Source organism: Pseudoalteromonas sp. meg-B1 (assembly GCF_003173795.1).
GTDB classification, from domain to species: Bacteria; Pseudomonadota; Gammaproteobacteria; order Enterobacterales; family Alteromonadaceae; genus Pseudoalteromonas; species Pseudoalteromonas undina.
The window spans coordinates 192,623-209,867 of sequence record NZ_QGQU01000002.1; the positions used below are offsets into that span (position 1 = coordinate 192,623).

General features: G+C 37.7%; 15 protein-coding genes. 10 read left to right on the forward strand and 5 right to left on the reverse strand.

Annotation, left to right across the window (positions count from 1 at the left end):
- Positions 1 to 350 precede the first annotated feature (350 nt).
- Positions 351 to 806 (forward strand): hypothetical protein, encoded by a 456-nt coding sequence (locus DK924_RS09405; protein WP_010388821.1) that lies wholly within the window; start codon positions 351 to 353, stop codon positions 804 to 806.
- On the opposite strand, the gene DK924_RS09410 is transcribed toward DK924_RS09405, so the two are convergent.
- The 3 genes from DK924_RS09410 to DK924_RS09420 form a co-directional block, all read right to left on the reverse strand.
- Positions 803 to 2,059 (reverse strand): Y-family DNA polymerase, encoded by a 1,257-nt coding sequence (locus DK924_RS09410; RefSeq protein WP_109874987.1) that lies wholly within the window; start codon positions 2,057 to 2,059, stop codon positions 803 to 805. The two genes, DK924_RS09405 and DK924_RS09410, sit on opposite strands and share 4 nt — an antisense overlap.
- Positions 2,047 to 2,460 carry a translesion error-prone DNA polymerase V autoproteolytic subunit gene (umuD, locus tag DK924_RS09415; protein ID WP_010388819.1) on the reverse strand — a complete coding sequence of 138 codons (414 nt, stop codon included), beginning with the start codon at positions 2,458 to 2,460 and terminating at the stop codon, positions 2,047 to 2,049. The genes DK924_RS09410 and umuD overlap by 13 nt, the downstream gene beginning before the upstream one ends.
- Before the next feature lie 81 nt (positions 2,461 to 2,541).
- Positions 2,542 to 2,961: a MarR family winged helix-turn-helix transcriptional regulator gene (locus DK924_RS09420; protein WP_109874988.1), complete on the reverse strand. Its 420-nt coding sequence runs from the start codon at positions 2,959 to 2,961 to the stop codon at positions 2,542 to 2,544.
- 103 nt (positions 2,962 to 3,064) lie between these two features.
- Here DK924_RS09420 and DK924_RS09425 point away from each other — a divergent pair, with 103 nt between their 5' ends.
- The 7 genes from DK924_RS09425 to DK924_RS09450 all read left to right on the forward strand — a co-directional run bounded on the left by DK924_RS09425 (position 3,065) and on the right by DK924_RS09450 (position 10,695).
- Positions 3,065 to 3,811 (forward strand): siderophore-interacting protein, encoded by a 747-nt coding sequence (locus DK924_RS09425; protein WP_054201568.1) that lies wholly within the window; start codon positions 3,065 to 3,067, stop codon positions 3,809 to 3,811.
- A 142-nt stretch (positions 3,812 to 3,953) separates the two neighbouring features.
- The gene (locus tag DK924_RS09430) at positions 3,954 to 4,943 is read left to right on the forward strand and encodes an LLM class flavin-dependent oxidoreductase (RefSeq protein ID WP_109874989.1); all 990 of its coding nucleotides are present in this window, start codon (positions 3,954 to 3,956) and stop codon (positions 4,941 to 4,943) included.
- 237 nt (positions 4,944 to 5,180) lie between these two features.
- A complete protein-coding gene (locus tag DK924_RS09435) occupies positions 5,181 to 6,134 on the forward strand; it encodes a patatin family protein (RefSeq protein ID WP_181388774.1) in 954 nt (317 codons plus the stop codon).
- Between the two features lie 521 nt (positions 6,135 to 6,655).
- On the forward strand, positions 6,656 to 8,062 hold the full coding sequence (locus tag DK924_RS09440; protein WP_109874991.1) for a sodium:alanine symporter family protein: 1,407 nt from the start codon (positions 6,656 to 6,658) through the stop codon (positions 8,060 to 8,062).
- Between the two features lie 94 nt (positions 8,063 to 8,156).
- The gene (locus tag DK924_RS09445) at positions 8,157 to 9,197 is read left to right on the forward strand and encodes a patatin-like phospholipase family protein (protein ID WP_109874992.1); all 1,041 of its coding nucleotides are present in this window, start codon (positions 8,157 to 8,159) and stop codon (positions 9,195 to 9,197) included.
- A gap of 92 nt (positions 9,198 to 9,289) precedes the next feature.
- A complete protein-coding gene (locus DK924_RS18750) occupies positions 9,290 to 9,463 on the forward strand; it encodes a hypothetical protein (RefSeq protein ID WP_181388766.1) in 174 nt (57 codons plus the stop codon).
- 167 nt (positions 9,464 to 9,630) lie between these two features.
- Positions 9,631 to 10,695 (forward strand): GGDEF domain-containing protein, encoded by a 1,065-nt coding sequence (locus tag DK924_RS09450; RefSeq protein WP_109874993.1) that lies wholly within the window; start codon positions 9,631 to 9,633, stop codon positions 10,693 to 10,695.
- A 173-nt stretch (positions 10,696 to 10,868) separates the two neighbouring features.
- Here DK924_RS09450 and DK924_RS09455 read toward each other — a convergent pair whose 3' ends face one another.
- Complete coding sequence (locus DK924_RS09455; protein WP_008108715.1) at positions 10,869 to 11,432, reverse strand: YSC84-related protein; 564 nt, start codon at positions 11,430 to 11,432, stop codon at positions 10,869 to 10,871.
- Between the two features lie 140 nt (positions 11,433 to 11,572).
- On the opposite strand from DK924_RS09455, the gene DK924_RS09460 reads away from it, so the two are divergent.
- The gene (locus DK924_RS09460; protein WP_008108719.1) at positions 11,573 to 12,784 is read left to right on the forward strand and encodes a tyrosine-type recombinase/integrase; all 1,212 of its coding nucleotides are present in this window, start codon (positions 11,573 to 11,575) and stop codon (positions 12,782 to 12,784) included.
- Complete coding sequence (locus tag DK924_RS09465) at positions 12,784 to 13,983, forward strand: sodium:proton antiporter (protein WP_109874994.1); 1,200 nt, start codon at positions 12,784 to 12,786, stop codon at positions 13,981 to 13,983. The genes DK924_RS09460 and DK924_RS09465 overlap by 1 nt, the downstream gene beginning before the upstream one ends.
- 76 nt (positions 13,984 to 14,059) lie before the next feature.
- Here the strand turns inward: DK924_RS09465 and DK924_RS09470 are convergent, their stop codons facing one another.
- Entirely contained in the window at positions 14,060 to 17,104 is a 3,045-nt protein-coding gene (locus tag DK924_RS09470) for an FAD-binding and (Fe-S)-binding domain-containing protein (protein WP_109874995.1), read from the reverse strand.
- Positions 17,105 to 17,245 lie beyond the last annotated feature (141 nt).

The window sequence follows — 17,245 nt, forward strand, 5'->3', positions numbered from 1 at the left end:
ATCAAGGGATTTTTTTGCATAAATTTTAAAATAAGTAAGTAGGCTTAGTGTGTTAAGCTAATTATATTGTGACTCGTTAGGTTTTTTTAATGAAGAATTATAAAGTTCTATTGTGTTGGTTGTTTATTTTTTGCTAATCAGTCTTTTGCTAAAACGATTTTACCTAGTAAAAAAACTAAGTTTGTTAGTTTGTTTAATAGTAAAGTTGGCGATTATGAATTAGTTTTTGCGCAGCTGCTCATAGTAATACGACTTCGCATCTTTTATAGTAAATCTCTGTTATAGTTAGAAATAGCTAAGGCATAGTCACATTGCTTGATCATGGTTGATACACGAGGATAGAGCTTATAATGAAATGTTTCACACTGGTTTTACTTACCATAAGCCTTTTTAGCTGTTATGCAGTGGCAGGCCCAAGTAATAAAACTCGCTTTATTCCACTATTAAAAACTAAGCTAGGTAATTACGAAGTTACCTCAAGTAACTCGGGTTTGTGCACTAATAGTCGATTGCAATTTAATAACCCTGAAGATCCTGAGCAAGGTTTTAGCTTAGGTAAAGAGATTTTGTTTAACTCATTACACAATGGCACTCGTACTATTCAAAAGCCTAATTATTGTTTTATTACCAGCTCACTTAAATACAAAACTAATGGCCTCGAAAATGGTTTACGTATGAGCCGATGTGATAATCCAATTCACGAAAGAACCATTAAACAAACTATTACTTTTTTAACCGATAACACCCTTAAATACACCTTAGATAACCCAAGTGTAGAATGCGAATTTATTAAAGTTGCTGACTAACACTGTATTTTAGGAATATCGCGCCAACGTGTTGTGTATTGCGGCGATAAAAAAGCTCTATTCATATGCCAGCGTTCATTTAGTTGGCTGCTTGCTACGCTAAGCATTCCTTTCCCAAAGCGATGATTTATCGCATCTAGGCAGCCCATTAACTGCGGGTTATCGGTTTGTTTCTCAAATAAAGTATGTTGTTGAAACTGCTGTGGGCTAAGCTCTAATGCACCCACTCCACATTTATAAAAACGAATACCCGGCTGATATATCTGCTCAAAACTCTTTGATACTGCACTTGCTATAACACGGGTATCGTTAGTGGGCGGATCAAATTGATGCATAGCTGACTTTTTATAAAAGGCTTGCTCATGTGATGAGCTGGCGGCAAAAATATAAATACGATGAGTGAGCGACTGTTGCGCTCTTAATTTTTGTGCAACCACGCTGGCATGATTTATTAATGCGGTTCTCACTGCATCAGGATCGTTAAGGCGCTGGCCAAAACTACGCGTTGAAAAAATAGCTTGCTTGTCTTGGCGAACATCATCCCAGTTTAAACAGGTAATGCCATTGAGTTCGTTAATTGTGCGCTCAAGCACCACGCTAAATTGGCGACGAATTGTTTTTGGACTTTGCTGAGCTAGTTGCCATGCGGTATTAATATTCATTAGCGCCAGTTTTTTAGCTAAACGTTTGCCCACTCCCCATACATCCTGGCAGTGCATTTGCTGTAAAATAGCTTGTCGGCTTGCTTCATCATCAATCACGGCAACCCCATTAAAGCCAGTTAGCTTTTTAGCAGCATGATTCGCGGCTTTGGCTAAGGTTGGTGTTGGCCCAAAGCCAACCCCAACAGGGAGTTTGGTTTCGCGCCATACCGTACGTCTAATTAGCTGTCCGTATTGGTGCCAATCGGTAATTAATGGCTGATAGCCTTTAAAGTGCAAAAATGATTCGTCAATACTGTAAATATGCTGGGTATCACAAAAGCGAGCAATAACGTTCATCATTCTATCGCTTAAATTAGCGTATAGTTCGTAGTTAGATGAGCGCACCACCACCTGATGTTTTGCTAATAATTGCTTAACTTTAAAGTAGGGGCCAAATTTAGGAATATTAAGCTTACGGGCAATAGGGCATACCGCACATACGCAGCCATCGTTATTGGTAAGCACCACTACTGGTTTTGAACGAATTGCGGGGTCAAATACCTTTTCAGCACTGGCATAAAAAGCAACCGCATCAACTAAGGCATACATGAAAGTATCTCAGGGCTTTGCCGATGTAACCTAATTGAGCGAGTTACCACGCCTTCAAGCTGAAATTCATCAGACTCGGTTAATTGCACGGGTTTATAAGCAGCAGAAGCCGAGAGCAGCCGCGCATTGGTTTTATCTAGCAGCTTACATACAAATAAACCATTTAAGTTTGCCACAATAACATCGCCATCTTTGGGAATTTCAGCACGGTCAACTAACAGTAAGTCTCCCTCAAAAATACCAATTTCTTGCATAGAGCACCCTGAGGCAACGCCAATAAATGTAGCATCTGGGTGTTTTATTAATAGCTCGTCAAGTGATATCCCTAACTCACTATACTGCGCTGCAGGCGATTCAAACCCGCAAACACCGGCCTCTATATAAATGGGAATAACAAACATAACACAACCTAAAACGCATATACTGTATAAGTGTACAGTATATGCGTTTTGTATCAGTTATGCCAAGTAATGAATGGTAGATCAATCCATGTTTTTGATCATTTGTTGGGCAGTATGTAAAAAGTCATTGATTTGCTGTGGGTTTAAGTTTTTACACATTTGCGCATTTACTTGCTGCTCGGCGGCTAATAGCTTGTCATAAAGCGAGCGACCTTCAGAGGTAAATGACAAGATAAAACAGCGCTTGTCGTGCTCACTGGCATCTTTGTTAATTAACTTTAATGCGATTAGCTCTTTCACTAAGCGTGCTATTTGGGCCTTGTCGCGCTGGGTCTGATTAACAATATCGTTAGCAGTGCACAGAGTTGTTGTTGCAATAATATGAAAGCAACGTACGTGCATTGCGTTTAAGCCAAGCTCGCCCGCATTAATCGCTTCGCGTATGGTAACGCGATAATTTTGCATTAAAGCAAATAATGTATTGGCTAATGAGATATGCATAGGGAATCCATAATGGTTGACAAAGTCAATTAAATTGATATAGTTGATTTTATCAACCAATGGGGCGTTGTGCAATTCATCTTTTTTAATGAGGTAAATTTATATGGGTAAAAAAGTACGCAAAGCAACAGTATTAAGCACAGAGCAAATAACCCCACATTTACAGCGCATTATTGTTGGCTCCGATGAGTTTAACGACTTGAACGCTCAATATATTGGTAACTACGTAAAGGTGCTTATTCCGCAAAATGGCCGCGTTGATTATAATATTAAAACTTCATGTATGCGTTCATACACTATAAGGCATGTTGATGAGCACACCGGCGCACTTACCCTCGATTTTGTAATTAATATGCACCAAGGTCCGGCAACTAATTGGGCTAAAAAAGCAAAAGTAGGCGATGAGGTAGGTATAGCAGGACCAGGCCCTAAAAAGCTTGATAATTATGAACACTCACATTACATACTACTTGGCGATTTAACTTCGGTTAATGCAATTAAAGGCTACGTGCAACAACTGCCTAAAAACGCAAAAATTGACGCGGTTATTCATGCACCAACAAAAGATGATGTGATCAGCTTAGAGTCGCCGCGAGATGTAACTTGGTTAATAACACATAAACCAGATACAGATGTGATAAACGCATTAAAATCGGTGCCGCTTAGTGAGCAACAACCTATTGTATTTATGGCACTAGAGGCCGGATTAGTACGCAAAGCAAAAACCGTATTAACTGATGAACTAGCTATACCTCGCAGTCAAATTGTTTCATCGGGTTATTGGAAAAAAGGCCTTGATTCAGAGGCATATAAACTAAACCGCCAAAAAGCTGCAGCTAAAAATAGTTAACCTTGTTATCACTCAATCGCAACACCTTAGCGTTTCAAGATAAGCTGCCTTGAATTGGTGTAATGTACACCCATTTCTTACTTTAGATTTATTATTTATGGCTAGCACGTCATAAGTCGCTATTTAATTTGGAGATGCTGCTTTGTTATCAACTATCCCTTTTTCATTACTTGAACTGGCGCCTATGCAAAAAGGGGCCACGGTTAGTGACACCTTAAACAAAAGTACAGCCTACGCACAAAAAGCAGACCAATTAGGTTTTAACCGTTTTTGGTTAGCCGAGCATCATAATATGCCTGGGGTTGTTTGTGCCGCCACTTCAATTTTAGTAGGGCACATAGCCGGCAACACTAAAAAAATACGCGTAGGGTCGGGTGGAATTATGTTACCTAATCACGCGCCTTTAGTTGTGGCTGAGCAATTTGGCACCTTAGAGAGTTTGTATCCTGGTCGAATTGATTTAGGGCTAGGGCGTGCCCCAGGTAGCGATTCGGTGACAAGTCGCGCATTAAATAACGACATTAGCCGCGCTGAAAACTTTCCTAATGAAGTGAGCGAGTTACAAACACTATTAGGCCCATACGAGGGAGCTAAGCGTGTACGAGCAATACCCGGTGAAAACACTAATGTGCCTATTTGGCTTTTAGGCTCAAGTTTATTTAGTGCCCAGTTAGCAGCGCAAAAAGGATTACCCTATGTATTTGCGGGGCACTTTGCACCGCGTTTTGTACATGATGCAATAGCCTTATATAAACGAGAATTTAAACCATCAAATGTATTAGCTAAGCCTTATGTAATGTTGGCATTACCTTTAGTGGCTGCCGATACAGATGAAGAAGCACAATACTTATCAACCACTTCAAAACAGCGAGTGCTATCATTAATTAGAGGCGACGAGTTGTGGTTAAAGCCCCCAGTTGAAACAATGGAAGGCTTGTGGAGCGAACAAGAGCGTACTCATGTTGAGAGCTTTTTAGGATTAAGTGTTACTGGTGGGCCAGCAAGTATTAAACACAAATTAGAAATGATCGTGAACCAATTAGAGGTCGATGAGCTTATATTCACCAACGATTTATATGACGATGAAAAACGTCATCGTGCGTTAAAAATACTAATGGAAATAAAGAACTAAGCTGTTTATTAAGCAAGCGTACACGCAACCATAGTTACACTAATAACCAAATAGAGAATCGAATAAAGATTGAGTACAAATAAGTGATTTATATTTTCAATCGAACTGATTCAATTAATCTGTTTTAAGGATTTAATCAAGCACGTTAAAATAGAACAATATTCCGTTAAGTTAACAAATAAGAGGTACACCGTGAAATCTCAAATAAATGTTGCTCCACACACATTCAATAAGCCTATGCACCCTAAAACTGCATTGATTGCTGAAGGTGGAGGGCAGCGAGGGATATTTACAGCTGGTGTACTTGACGCGTGGTTAGAGCAAAATTACGACCCGTTTGATTTATTTATAGGCACGTCTGCTGGCTCGCAAAATTTAACCAGTTATTTAGCGCGTCAAAAAGGCTACGCAAAACGCTTGATCAGAGGGCTTTCGCGTCATAAACGTTTTTTTCAGTTAGGTCGAGGCCTAATGGGTAAACACATTGTTGACTTAGATTGGTATTTCGAAAAAACCACTGAGGTTAATAGAGCATTAGACTTTAAAACGGCAAAAAATAGCCTTGGTGATAGAGAGCTCCTGATCACTACAACCAATGCGCGTGATCGTAAACCGTATTATTTATCTCCTACTGGCGATGGTAAACACTGGCGAGAACTATTAAAAGCGTCAAGTGCTTTACCTTTTTTGTATAAACAAGGTGTTCAACTCACTCCTTGGTTAGGCTCAAAAGCGGCAAACGAAGCACATTTAGCTGCAGAGCAATCGAATGAGGATTTTTATTTAGATGGCGGCTTAGCTGCGCCATTGCCTGTACGCGAAGCGTATAACCGTGGCGCCCGTAAAATTGTAGTAATAAGAACGGTAGACACCGATTTTCAAGCAGAATCAGCGTGGGTACAAAAATTGAGAACACTTGCGAGTGCTTCGGGATATTGCCCAAAAACTCTCGACTATTTGTTACAACATGAACAAGCGTACTTAGACGAGCTTGAATTTATTGCTAATCCCCCAGATGATGCTGAAATTATTCAAATTTTTGCTAACGAAAAACTACATAGCAAATTGTTAGGCAGCTCTAATGATGACCTCCGATTTGATCATAAATTAGGCTTGAAAGCGGGTCGTGATTATTTAAAAAACTATCATACAGAGTTAAACCGTTTCAGTGAGCCGCAATACGCAATGTAAGCAAGCCTCTAGGGCGTTTATAGCGCTAATTAACAAGCCGCATGCAAAGCAATATGCACCTACTGTATATTGCTTTGGCGTTAAACTTAGCCTGTAATTTTAATGGGTTAATAAAAAATACTGATCAAACTAAAACAACTCAAGCTAGCGTAATTACCACACACTGTAACGCATCATATTAATAATAAAACCAGTCTAGCATCATAACTCAACCACCAATCTCAGTTCATAAACTCACTGTGAGTCGACTTACCCTGCACAAAATTTAACAAAGCGTACTATTCTTATCTTGGAAATATAAGAGGCCGTATAATTTTAACGCAAGGCTTAGTGCTGCGTTGTTTGAAGCTACAAATATATTATTGATTTTTTTATAAAAAACGATAAGGTATGAATGTGATTTTATATTCACAATAACTGAAATAAAATTCACGTGACGTGGGTGCATTTATTGTTTTAAACACATAAAGATATAAATGTAGAAGCAAGCGGATATAAAAATAACAAATAAAGGACGGGTGATGTTTGAAACAGTAGTAAAAAGTGTCAATGGCCTTTTATGGGGCGAAGGGCAAGTACTTATTTACATTCTCCTATTTACCGGAATATGGTTTTCAGTACGCTTAAAAGCAATTCAATTAGTTAAATTTAAGCACATGTTTAGCCTGCTAAAAGGCAGTAGTAAGTGTAATAAAAACGATATTTCATCATTTCAAGCGCTCTGTACTGGGCTGTGTGCTCGAGTAGGCACAGGTAATTTAGCCGGTGTGGCTGTGGCTATATCACTCGGTGGTAGCGGCGCCATATTTTGGATGTGGGTCATTGCTATACTGGGTATGGCAACCGGATTTGCAGAAAGTATTTTAGGCCAGGTATATAAAATTCGCGACAGCAATGGCGAATTCAGAGGTGGCCCTGCGTATTATATTCAACAAGGCTTAGGCAGTCGTGCATTTGCTATTGTGTTTGCCGCCTGTTTGTTTTTAGGTTACGGCTTTACCTTTAGCGCCATGCAAACCAACACCATTACTGATGCACTAAATTACGCATTTGAAATACCCACTTTTTACTCAGGTGTTGTGATCACACTTTTAGCAGGCTCTATTATTTTAGGTGGCTTTAAAGCCATTGCCCGATTCGCCGAGCGAGTAGTGCCTGTTATGGGCATCGTGTTTGTGCTTGTTGCTGTAGTAATTACACTGATTAACTTCACCCAAATACCTGCCATGCTTAAAGATATATTTTTATCAGCGTTTGGCTTGCAAGAAGCTGGTGCAGGCGCCATGGGTGCAGCCATTAAAAATGGTATACAACGCGGTTTATATTCTAATGAGGCTGGCGCGGGAAGTGTGCCGCATGCATCGGCAAGTGCCAGTCCAATGCCAAACCATCCGGCTACGCAAGGCTACATACAAATGTTAGGGGTGTTTTTCGATACCATCGTATTGTGCAGTTGTACCGCGGTTATTATTTTATTGGCCGATGTAGATATAAGCGGTGAAATGGAAGGCATACGCTTAACACAAAGCGCTATGACCTCACACTTAGCGCAAGGCGGCGTGTATTTTGTAGCCGCTGCCATTACTTTATTTGCTTTTACCTCGGTGGTTGCTAACTACGCCTACGCCGAAAGTAACCTCCACTTATTTAAGCTCGATAACAAAGTAGGGCGCGGTATTTATACTTTGCTTTATTTATCAATGATGTTGTGGGGTGCATCAGCCACCTTAAAACAAGTATGGGATTTAGCTGATATTGCTCTAGGGTTAATGACAGTAGTAAACGTAATCGCTATTATACTACTCACACCGACTATTTTGTCTGTTACTAACGACTACCACGCACAAAGAGACAAAGGCATAGAGCCTGAGTTTAAGGTAAAAAACGTAAAAGTGCAGGGCAAATGTGAAGACGGAATTTGGGATTAAGATTAAAGTTTAAAAGTTTTATTTTGCATAAGTATTCATTTTTAAATTTGGCTTTAACAACATTAAACTGCGACTCTACAGGTAGTATTTTTAGATGATCGACATTTATGCGGGTAAAACTGCAGCAAAAATAATAAACGAACAAGGTTTTAAACCCGAGCTTTTTACCTCGTTTTTAGGGGCAAGTGGTGGCCCTAAATGGTTTACCTTATTTGGTTTAGACAAATATATATTTGGCGAATTTTTTAAACATCGCACCCAACCGCTTAATTTAATTGGCTCATCTGCAGGGGCTTTTCGTTCAGCCTGTTTTGCACAAAACGATCCAGTTGCAGCCATTAAGCGGTTAGCAAAATCGTATTCACAAACCCGATATTCTAGTAATAAACCAACGCCCGCTGAAATTACACTAAAAGCCCGCGCATTATTAGAAGATGTATTTGGTGATGATGGCGTTACTGAAATTATAAATAATCCTGTTTTTAAAGCGCATTTTATTGTCGCAAAATCTAACGGGTTTATTGCCAGCGAACATAAATTAATACAGCTTTTGGGTTTATCAAAAAGTTATATGCTTAACAGAATTAATCGAAAATTATTAGGCTCGCAATATGAGCGTTTTATTTTTGGCGCGCCCAATAGTGATTTAAGTATTACTGACAGCTATAATTTTAAAACCAAAAATATCGCACTCACACAAACAAATTTAAAAGATGCCTTACTTGCATCGGGCTCTATACCACTTGTAATGCAAGGTATAAAAAATATTGCCGGTTCGCCACCAGGGATTTACCGCGATGGCGGCATTATTGATTACCACTTTGATTTAAAAATTAATAACCCTGGCTTAATTTTATATCCACATTTTAATTCAGATCCAAAGGCAGGGTGGTTCGATAAAAATTTAAAACGAAAAGTGTCACCACAAAATTACGACAATATAGTGATGATCACCCCATCAAAAGAATTTGTAGCCAACTTACCTTACGGAAAAATCCCAGACAGAAACGACTTTACTGATCTTGATGCAGACACGCGTATTAAATATTGGAACACCGTGTTTAGTGAAACAGAAAAACTGGCAGATGCCTTAGATACTCAGTTAACTAGTACACTTAAAATCACTGCATATTAGTAGATATTTCTAAGTGGGTAATTAGAATTGCTTATTTTTATGATTCTACTATCATTGAAATAATTGATTTTGAATGAAGAAAATACCGTGTTATGGCTTTAAGCAGCTTAGATTTAATTGAGAACGAAAAACAAAGAGTAGCTTATGAAAATCGCACTCGCTATGTTGAAATTATCGCTAAAGCATTAGCGCTAGGCTGTATTTTACTCTCTTTGTTATCGGCTTCGGGTTACTTTTTTCTGTACAACAATTATATAGGCCGATAGCCGGAGGGGCAGCAACAAATCCGCTTACCGCTATTACTATAATACTAATTGGTTTTAGTGTTTTTTTAGAGTATAAAAAACATTTTACTATCCTCAACCCATTACTTTCTATAACTGCACTTATAATATCCCTTATTGTAATAAGTGATAATTTATTATCCAGCAAAATGGCCGTACATATTACCCCATTCATAAATACTGTAAACGCAGAGTTACAAGCTGGCTTTTCAAATTCGATGGGGATTAATACGGCGATTATGATGGCATTTTTATCTTCTGCGTTACTATTGGGTCAGTTTGGTAAGGTAATGACTGCACAAGTAGTTGCTTTTGTTGGACTTGCAGTGCCGATGCTGTCGATAATTGGTTATGCTTATGGTATTACATCATTTTTTGGTCATATGTCTATTTTAACTACAACTTATGGTATATTTCTTGGGATTAGTGTTTTGTTTATCCATGCCAAGCACGGTGCAGTTCATGCTTTATTATCGCCACATATAGGTGGACGAATTGCTCGTTTTCAAGTTTGTATCGGTTGTTTTGTCCCTATATTTATAGGTTATTTGTTTATTAAGACTTTAATTTCTGTGAAACTAGAAGATTTATTTGGTTTATATGTTGTTGTTATTTCATGGTTTATCATAATTTTAATTATTTTTAGTGCCATCATTCAAGAAAAAATAGATAAACAAAGGCGTGATGCTGAACTAGCTTTAATTAAAGCGGCAACATACGATAGTCTAACTGGCTTAGCAAATCGACGGCATTTTATGGAGTTAGCAAAAAGTGCGCTTGAACAAAATACCTTAGTCACAGCTGAAACTTATATTTTGATGCTTGATGTTGATCACTTCAAATCTGTAAATGACAGAGCGGGCCATGCAATTGGCGATAAAGTACTGATTGCTATAGCTTCAACATTGAATAAAAGTGTACGTAGAACAGACTCAGTTTGTAGATTAGGCGGAGAAGAGTTTGCCATAATTCTACCAAATACATCTGAGGAAGATGCATTATTCGTAGCCGAAAAGATTAGAACAGAAGTTGAACAAACAGAAATTTTAGGTTACACCGATATTTATGGCCAAGTTACAATATCTATCGGTTTAGCAAAAGCAGAAGATCAGCAAACTATCGATGTTGTATTAACCCATGCCGATAAAGCACTTTACTTAGCAAAAGAATCTGGTCGAAATAAGTCTATACTGTATAAGCCTCAAGAGTCGTAATACTAAAACTGCACGACATAATAGTAGTCGTGCAGTTTATAAGTTCTAGATAGTAAGGGGTAAGCTAATTTATTATAAGCAACCCATAAATTACGTTATGTTAAATTAAGTGAATTAAATTAAAGTGGGCGTAATCATACAAACTAGCCCACTTATGATAGGGTTTTGATAGCTTAGTTTAGCTCAGAATCTACCCAAAATTTAGTGCCTTTTAAAACAGCTTGCAGTGCAAGGCCACTTTCGGTTAAAGAGTAAACAGTAACTTGGTCAGCAATAGCTTCGGCAACTAAAGCGCCACCTTTATCTTGGTATTTTGCAGCAGCATCGGCATTACCACCGAACGCCCAACCATGTTTAATAAATCTATTTAACGCTGCTTGATCGTGAAAAACCATCACAATATTGAAATCTTTAACACCTAAACCTAAGCCTAAACCAGCTTCGCCCATATTCATATAGGTAGATTTTCCGGTTAGGTTATTTTTTACTACACCGTACCCACCACCAAAACTGGCTAAAATAACGTTTACGTTGGCATTATCAAATACAGCATAACCGGCAGAGTTTGCAATTTGAGTTTTAACATCTGGTTTTTTTTCGTATAGAGCAGTTAATGTATTCGATTTCATACTTTGTACTAAAGCACGTTTTTCTCCAGGAGAAGCACTGCCTGTAGTAGCGCAACCTGTTAATAAAACGCTAATAACTAACATGCTCAACAGAAGTAATTTTTTCATGATTTTTCCTTTAATAAGGTATATGGTTAATAAATCTGCATTTAGCATAAATATCAAAATTTCGTTATGTCCAATACTAGACAGTATCGGACTTTAAGGTTAATCTATAAGTCTATTATTTTCTTATATATTTTACTATTATGCTTGTTGCTCTGGTCGATACATTAAAACAATTACGTTATCAAATAGCACACCTTGAAGATAATACACTCCAATCAGAATATCCAGAACTAGCCTCTTTTATACAGCAAGTCAGCTTGACTGTAACTGAATCAAAGGCCGATCTTAACTTTTTATATCAGTTTTTATATGTTTATGGCCGAAAATCAGAAGCAACTTATAGTCGTTTTCGCAATGAATTAGAACGATTTTATTTGTGGTCATGGCTTATAGCCGAAAAATCAGTATTCGATTTAAAGCGTGAAGATATTGAGGCGTATGTTGATTTTATGGTCGAGCCGGATAAAAAGTGGGCATCAACTTCGGTGCAGTGGCGCTATAAAGATGAGCAAGGAGTACGTAGGTTAAACCAAAATTGGCGCCCTTTTATGCAAAAAGAATCTATTGCGAGTCAGCAAACATTATCCGCAATGTTTACTGCACTTAATGTATTTTACAAGTTCGCTATTTTAGAAGAAAAAACCTTCGCTAACTTTGTACCTGTGGTTAAGAAAAATAGCCCCTACTTGGTTGTACAATCACAAATACAAATTCCCGATACATTAAGCGATATTCAATGGGAATACGTATTTGGTGTAACGCGTGATCTGTGCGAACAAAAACCAGAGTATGAAAGAAACCTTTTTACCCTCGCCTGTTTAAAAGGATTATATTTACGTATATCAGAATTATCAGAACGTCCACAATGGTCACCTGTTATGTCTCATTTTTGGCAAGATAACGATGGCTTTTGGTTTTTACGTATAATGGGTAAGGGTAATAAATTACGAGATGTAACTTTAAGTGATGATTTTCTTGAGTATTTAAAACGTTATCGGTTATACCGTGGTTTACCTGCCCTGCCCCGTGTTGACGAATCCGACCCGTTAGTGCATAAAATTCGTGGCCAAGGTGGTATGACAGTAAGACAAATTCGTCGTTTAGTACAACAAAGTTTTGATATTGCTCAGCAGTCATTACTTGATGATGGCTTTAAAGATGACGCGGAACAATTAGAGGCGGCCACTGCACATTGGCTTCGACATACCGGTGCAACACATGATGCACAAACTCGACCTTTAAAGCATTTATCTGAAGATTTAGGTCACGCAAAAATAGCCACAACCGATCAAATATATATTCAAACAAATATTAAAGAACGGGCAAAATCTGGAATAAAAAGGAAGATTTAATGGAATACTTAATTATTGCTTTTATTGGTGCATTATTTTTAATTTATTCTATAACACTACGCCAATTAGAAAAAACAGAAATTACCGGGCCGATGTTCTTTGTTATAGGGGGGATGCTGCTAGCATTGATAGCTCCAAACGAAAGTGAAAATTTTAAAAATGGCTTACGGTTTTTACTACCCTTTATAGAATTAACGCTCAGTATCTTTTTATTTACCGATGCAGCAAAGTCAAAATTAGGAGTATTAAGGCATAGTTTTCAATATCCTAGTTTACTTTTATTTGTTGCCTTACCATTAACTTTATTACTCGGGATTGTAACCGCGTTATTTTTATTTGCTGAGCTTTCATTAATTCAAGCAGCACTTATCGCAATTATATTAACCCCAACCGATGCGGCGTTAAGTAAGGGATTATTAAGCAATACAAAAGTGCCTGAAAAAATACGCGAAGGTATTAATACAGAAAGCGGTTTAAACGATGGCTTATGTGTGCCTATATTTTTAATATTTATTCTGCTCGCAAAAAATCCTGAATCTGCAATCACTGCAACACAAACGTTAAGTGTGTTTGGTAGAGAATTGGGAGTTGCATTATTAATTGCATTTGCAAGTATTGCTGTTTTTATTCCGTGTTTAAACTTTGCAATGAAGCGACATTACTTTGCCCAAAACACTAGCCCGTTTTTACTATTGGGTTTTGCTATGGCTGTATTTTCACTTACGCAATATTTTCATGGCAGTGGATTTATTGCCGTATTTGTAGCGGGGCTTTTATTTGATAAATACGCGAGCACCAAAATAAACAAAGAGCTGATTGAAGACTCAGAGCATATAGCTGACTTTTCCTCTTTAATGATTTGGTGTTTATTCGGTTTTGTTTGTGCTTATTTAGTGATCCCGAAATTAAATACTGAAATAATAATTTATGCGCTACTTAGTACAACACTGATCAGAATAATTCCTGTTATGTTGTCACTGCAATTTACGTCATTAAAAATAAAAGAGCGTTTAACGTTTGCTTGGTTTGGGCCGCGAGGATTGGCTTCGATTGTTTTTACTTTAATGGTTATTGATACACAAATAGAAAATAAATTTCAAATTGCGACCATTGCTATGACCACAATTTTATTTAGTGTATTTATTCATGGTATTAGTACAAAACCGATTGCAGACAGTTTTGCTAAAAAAACTAAATAAATATAAACAAAAATAAAAAGGCGTAACTTAATAATAAGTTGCGCCTTTTTATTTTACAGCTTACTTAGTTAAATTATTAACTAAGTACTTTTGCCAGTAACTCTATTGGATGCTTAGGCTTAAATTTTTCATAACGTTTTACTTGGCTACGACATGAAAAGCCAGTTGATAAAAGTTGCTCAGGTTTATTTTTATCAACGATAGGTTTCCAACTCATTTCATAAAGTGCTTTGGAGTTTGCTTGGTTTTGTGCTTCATGACCATAAGTGCCGGCCATACCACAACACCCAGTACTTGTGGTGTTTAATGTTAAACCAAGCTGATCAAAAATATTTTTCCACACACTTGCGGCTTTTGGTAATGCAGTCGTTTCGGTACAGTGACTTAATAAGGTAAATTCAGTATTTATTTGTTTAGCTTCTAAAGCACTGAACGATTGTGTTTCTAACCATTCATGCGCAAGTTGCACATTAAAATCGCCACGGTTATTTTCTAAAATTGTATTATATTCATCGCGATAACACATCACTAACGACGCATCTAAACCAACTAGCGGTGCATTAATATCATTAAGCTGATTTAAAAACTCTGCAGCATTTTTTGCCGTTAGCTTAAATTCATGCAAAAAACCTTTCACGTGCTGAGGTTTGCCATTTGGTTTAAAGGGTAACAGCATTGGTTTTTTTCCAAGCTGAGTAATTAGTGTAATAAAACTCTCAACCAATTCTGCTTCGTAAAAGCTGGTGAATGGGTCTTGAACAATGAGTACATAATCATTTTGCTCATCGGTACTTAGTTTTTTAAGTAATTCTAAATTAAATTTTTGCGCTTTGTTTACACGTTTGTTGAGTGCAGGAATACTTAGCTGAGGGGTATCAACATAGCCTACGGTTTTTTTAATGAGGCCACTAACTAATGATGTTTTTACAATTGGATTAATAACCCTCGCAAATTTTGCCATTAACGGTGCGCTGTTTTCTATATTACCCACTAAGTAATCTTTAAGTGGTCGGGCATAATAACTGTGATAATAATTTAAAAAACGGGCACGGAAAGTTGGCACATCTACTTTAATTGGGCAAGCCGTAGTACACGCTTTACACGCTAAACATTCATCCATTGAGGCTTTTACTTCATGCGAAAAATCGTAAACGCCTTGTTTTTTCTCTCTGCTATGAACAAAGCGCTCCCACCAAGTAATGACTTCACCTTTGTTAAGTTCTTTTTCTACCTCAAGTAAATTAACATCTTTTGACTCTTGAAGACGTAACCATTCACGCATTAGCCCTGCTCGACCTTTTGGCGAATTACGGCGATCGCCAGTTACTTTATACGACGGGCACATTGGAGAGTTTTCATCATAATTAAAACATAAGCCGTTACCATTACAGGTCATTGCATTGTTGAAACTGGTCTTTACATCAATTGAAATTTGCTTGTCGAAGTAAGAACGCTTTTGCCCATCAACGCTTACTAGTAAGTCTTCACTTTCAAGCGGGGTACATATTTTTCCGGGGTTGATTTTATTATTTGGATCAAACGCCGATTTTATTTTTCGTAATTGCGTAAATAAATGCTCACCAAAAAATTCAGGACCGTATTCACTTCTATAGCCTTTACCGTGCTCGCCCCACATTAAACCACCGTATTTAGCGGTGAGTTTTACTACTTCATCTGAAATAGTGCGCAGTAATATTTCTTGTTCAGGGTCGCACATATCCAGTGCCGGCCTAACATGTAAAACGCCAGCATCAACATGACCAAACATACCGTACTGTAAATTATAGCTATCAAGTAGCGCTCTAAATTCAACAATATAATCGGCTAAATTCTCTGGTGGAACGGCGGTGTCTTCTGCAAACGCGAGAGGTTTTTGGCTGCCTTTTACATTACCGAGTAAACCTACTGATTTTTTACGCATTGCATAAATTTTTAATATATCGCTTTTATCACTGGTTAACTGATAGCCAATAACACCATTAGTTTGATTAGCTACACACTCATCTAATAATTTACATAATGTGTCTACTTTATCTTTTATGTCTTCTGGTGATACGGCATTAAACTCAACCATGTTGAGTCCTTGCATATCTTTATTTGGTACATCAGTTATTAAGTCCGATACTGAATGCCAAATAATATCTTCACGAGCTAAATTTAATACTTTGCTATCAACAGTTTCAACTGAAGTTGCGCGGGCATCAACTAAAAATGGTGAATGGCGAAGCGCAGAATCAAAACTGTCATATTTTATATTTATGAGGGTTTTAAATTCTGCGATAGGTGTTAGGTTTAATTTTGCTTCAGTAACTATGCCTAAAGAGCCTTCTGATCCGGTTATTAAGCGGCTCATATCAAAAGTTTGTAAGTCTTCACTTAGCACATGCTCTAGGTCATAACCGGTTAAAAATCTATTTAACCGTGGAAATTTGGCTAATATAGCGTCGCGTTCATTAAGTGATATGTCTAATACTGTTTTGTAGAGTTTGCCAATTAAGGATTCCTGATCGGCAATTATTTTTGCTTTTTCAATGTCTATTGGACTGGTAGACATTGCAGTGCCATCAACTAAATAAGTGGTTAGCCCTAAAACATGGTCGCTGGTTTTGCCATAAACTAAGGAGCCTTGCCCCGATGCATCAGTACTGATCATGCCGCCAATAGTGGCGCGGTTACTGGTAGATAAATCGGGTGAAAAGAAAAATCCATACGGTTTTAAAAAGTCATTAAGTTGATCTTTTATCACACCGGTTTGAACTCGTACCCAACCTTCTTCAACATTTATCTCGAGGATTTCACGCATATAACGTGATAAATCAACCACAATACCAGGCGTTAAAGATTGACCATTTGTTCCTGTGCCGCCACCGCGAGGACCAAAAGTTAACGATAAAAAAGGGTCTTGCGATGCTATTTGCAGAGCAACTTGAATGTCTTTTTCGCTTTTAGGAAAAATAACACCTTGCGGAAGCTGCTGGTAAATACTGTTATCGGTTGACGTTGTGAGTCTGGTCGCATAACTTGCGTCTGTATCTCCAGTAAACCCTTGATTTTTTATAGTATTTAAATAATTTGCGACAAGCTCGGTCGCGGCATCTTGTTGTGTAATAGTTGCTATCATGGCGGCGCTTATTAATGCATTTGTGTAATTATATCATGGCGATGGCTAATAGAAATTGAAGATTTTACAGTTTGTAACACTCTTTTTATCGATATATGAGCAGCTGCAATTATAATCAAGTTAAACGTCTACTATGAGGTT

Bases quoted from the DNA above. Each gene is read 5' to 3' on its own strand.
- DK924_RS09460 (WP_008108719.1), top strand. From the start codon at position 11,573: ATGCTTGTTGCTCTGGTCGATACATTAAAACAATTACGTTATCAAATA.
- umuD (WP_010388819.1), bottom strand. From the start codon at position 2,460: ATGTTTGTTATTCCCATTTATATAGAGGCCGGTGTTTGCGGGTTTGAA.
- DK924_RS09455 (WP_008108715.1), bottom strand. From the start codon at position 11,432: ATGAAAAAATTACTTCTGTTGAGCATGTTAGTTATTAGCGTTTTATTA.
- DK924_RS09450 (WP_109874993.1), top strand. From the start codon at position 9,631: ATGGCCGTACATATTACCCCATTCATAAATACTGTAAACGCAGAGTTA.
- DK924_RS09420 (WP_109874988.1), bottom strand. From the start codon at position 2,961: ATGCATATCTCATTAGCCAATACATTATTTGCTTTAATGCAAAATTAT.
- DK924_RS09405 (WP_010388821.1), top strand. From the start codon at position 351: ATGAAATGTTTCACACTGGTTTTACTTACCATAAGCCTTTTTAGCTGT.
- DK924_RS09440 (WP_109874991.1), top strand. From the start codon at position 6,656: ATGTTTGAAACAGTAGTAAAAAGTGTCAATGGCCTTTTATGGGGCGAA.
- DK924_RS09470 (WP_109874995.1), bottom strand. From the start codon at position 17,104: ATGATAGCAACTATTACACAACAAGATGCCGCGACCGAGCTTGTCGCA.
- DK924_RS09445 (WP_109874992.1), top strand. From the start codon at position 8,157: ATGATCGACATTTATGCGGGTAAAACTGCAGCAAAAATAATAAACGAA.
- DK924_RS09435 (WP_181388774.1), top strand. From the start codon at position 5,181: ATGCACCCTAAAACTGCATTGATTGCTGAAGGTGGAGGGCAGCGAGGG.
- DK924_RS18750 (WP_181388766.1), top strand. From the start codon at position 9,290: ATGGCTTTAAGCAGCTTAGATTTAATTGAGAACGAAAAACAAAGAGTA.
- DK924_RS09425 (WP_054201568.1), top strand. From the start codon at position 3,065: ATGGGTAAAAAAGTACGCAAAGCAACAGTATTAAGCACAGAGCAAATA.
- DK924_RS09465 (WP_109874994.1), top strand. From the start codon at position 12,784: ATGGAATACTTAATTATTGCTTTTATTGGTGCATTATTTTTAATTTAT.
- DK924_RS09410 (WP_109874987.1), bottom strand. From the start codon at position 2,059: ATGTATGCCTTAGTTGATGCGGTTGCTTTTTATGCCAGTGCTGAAAAG.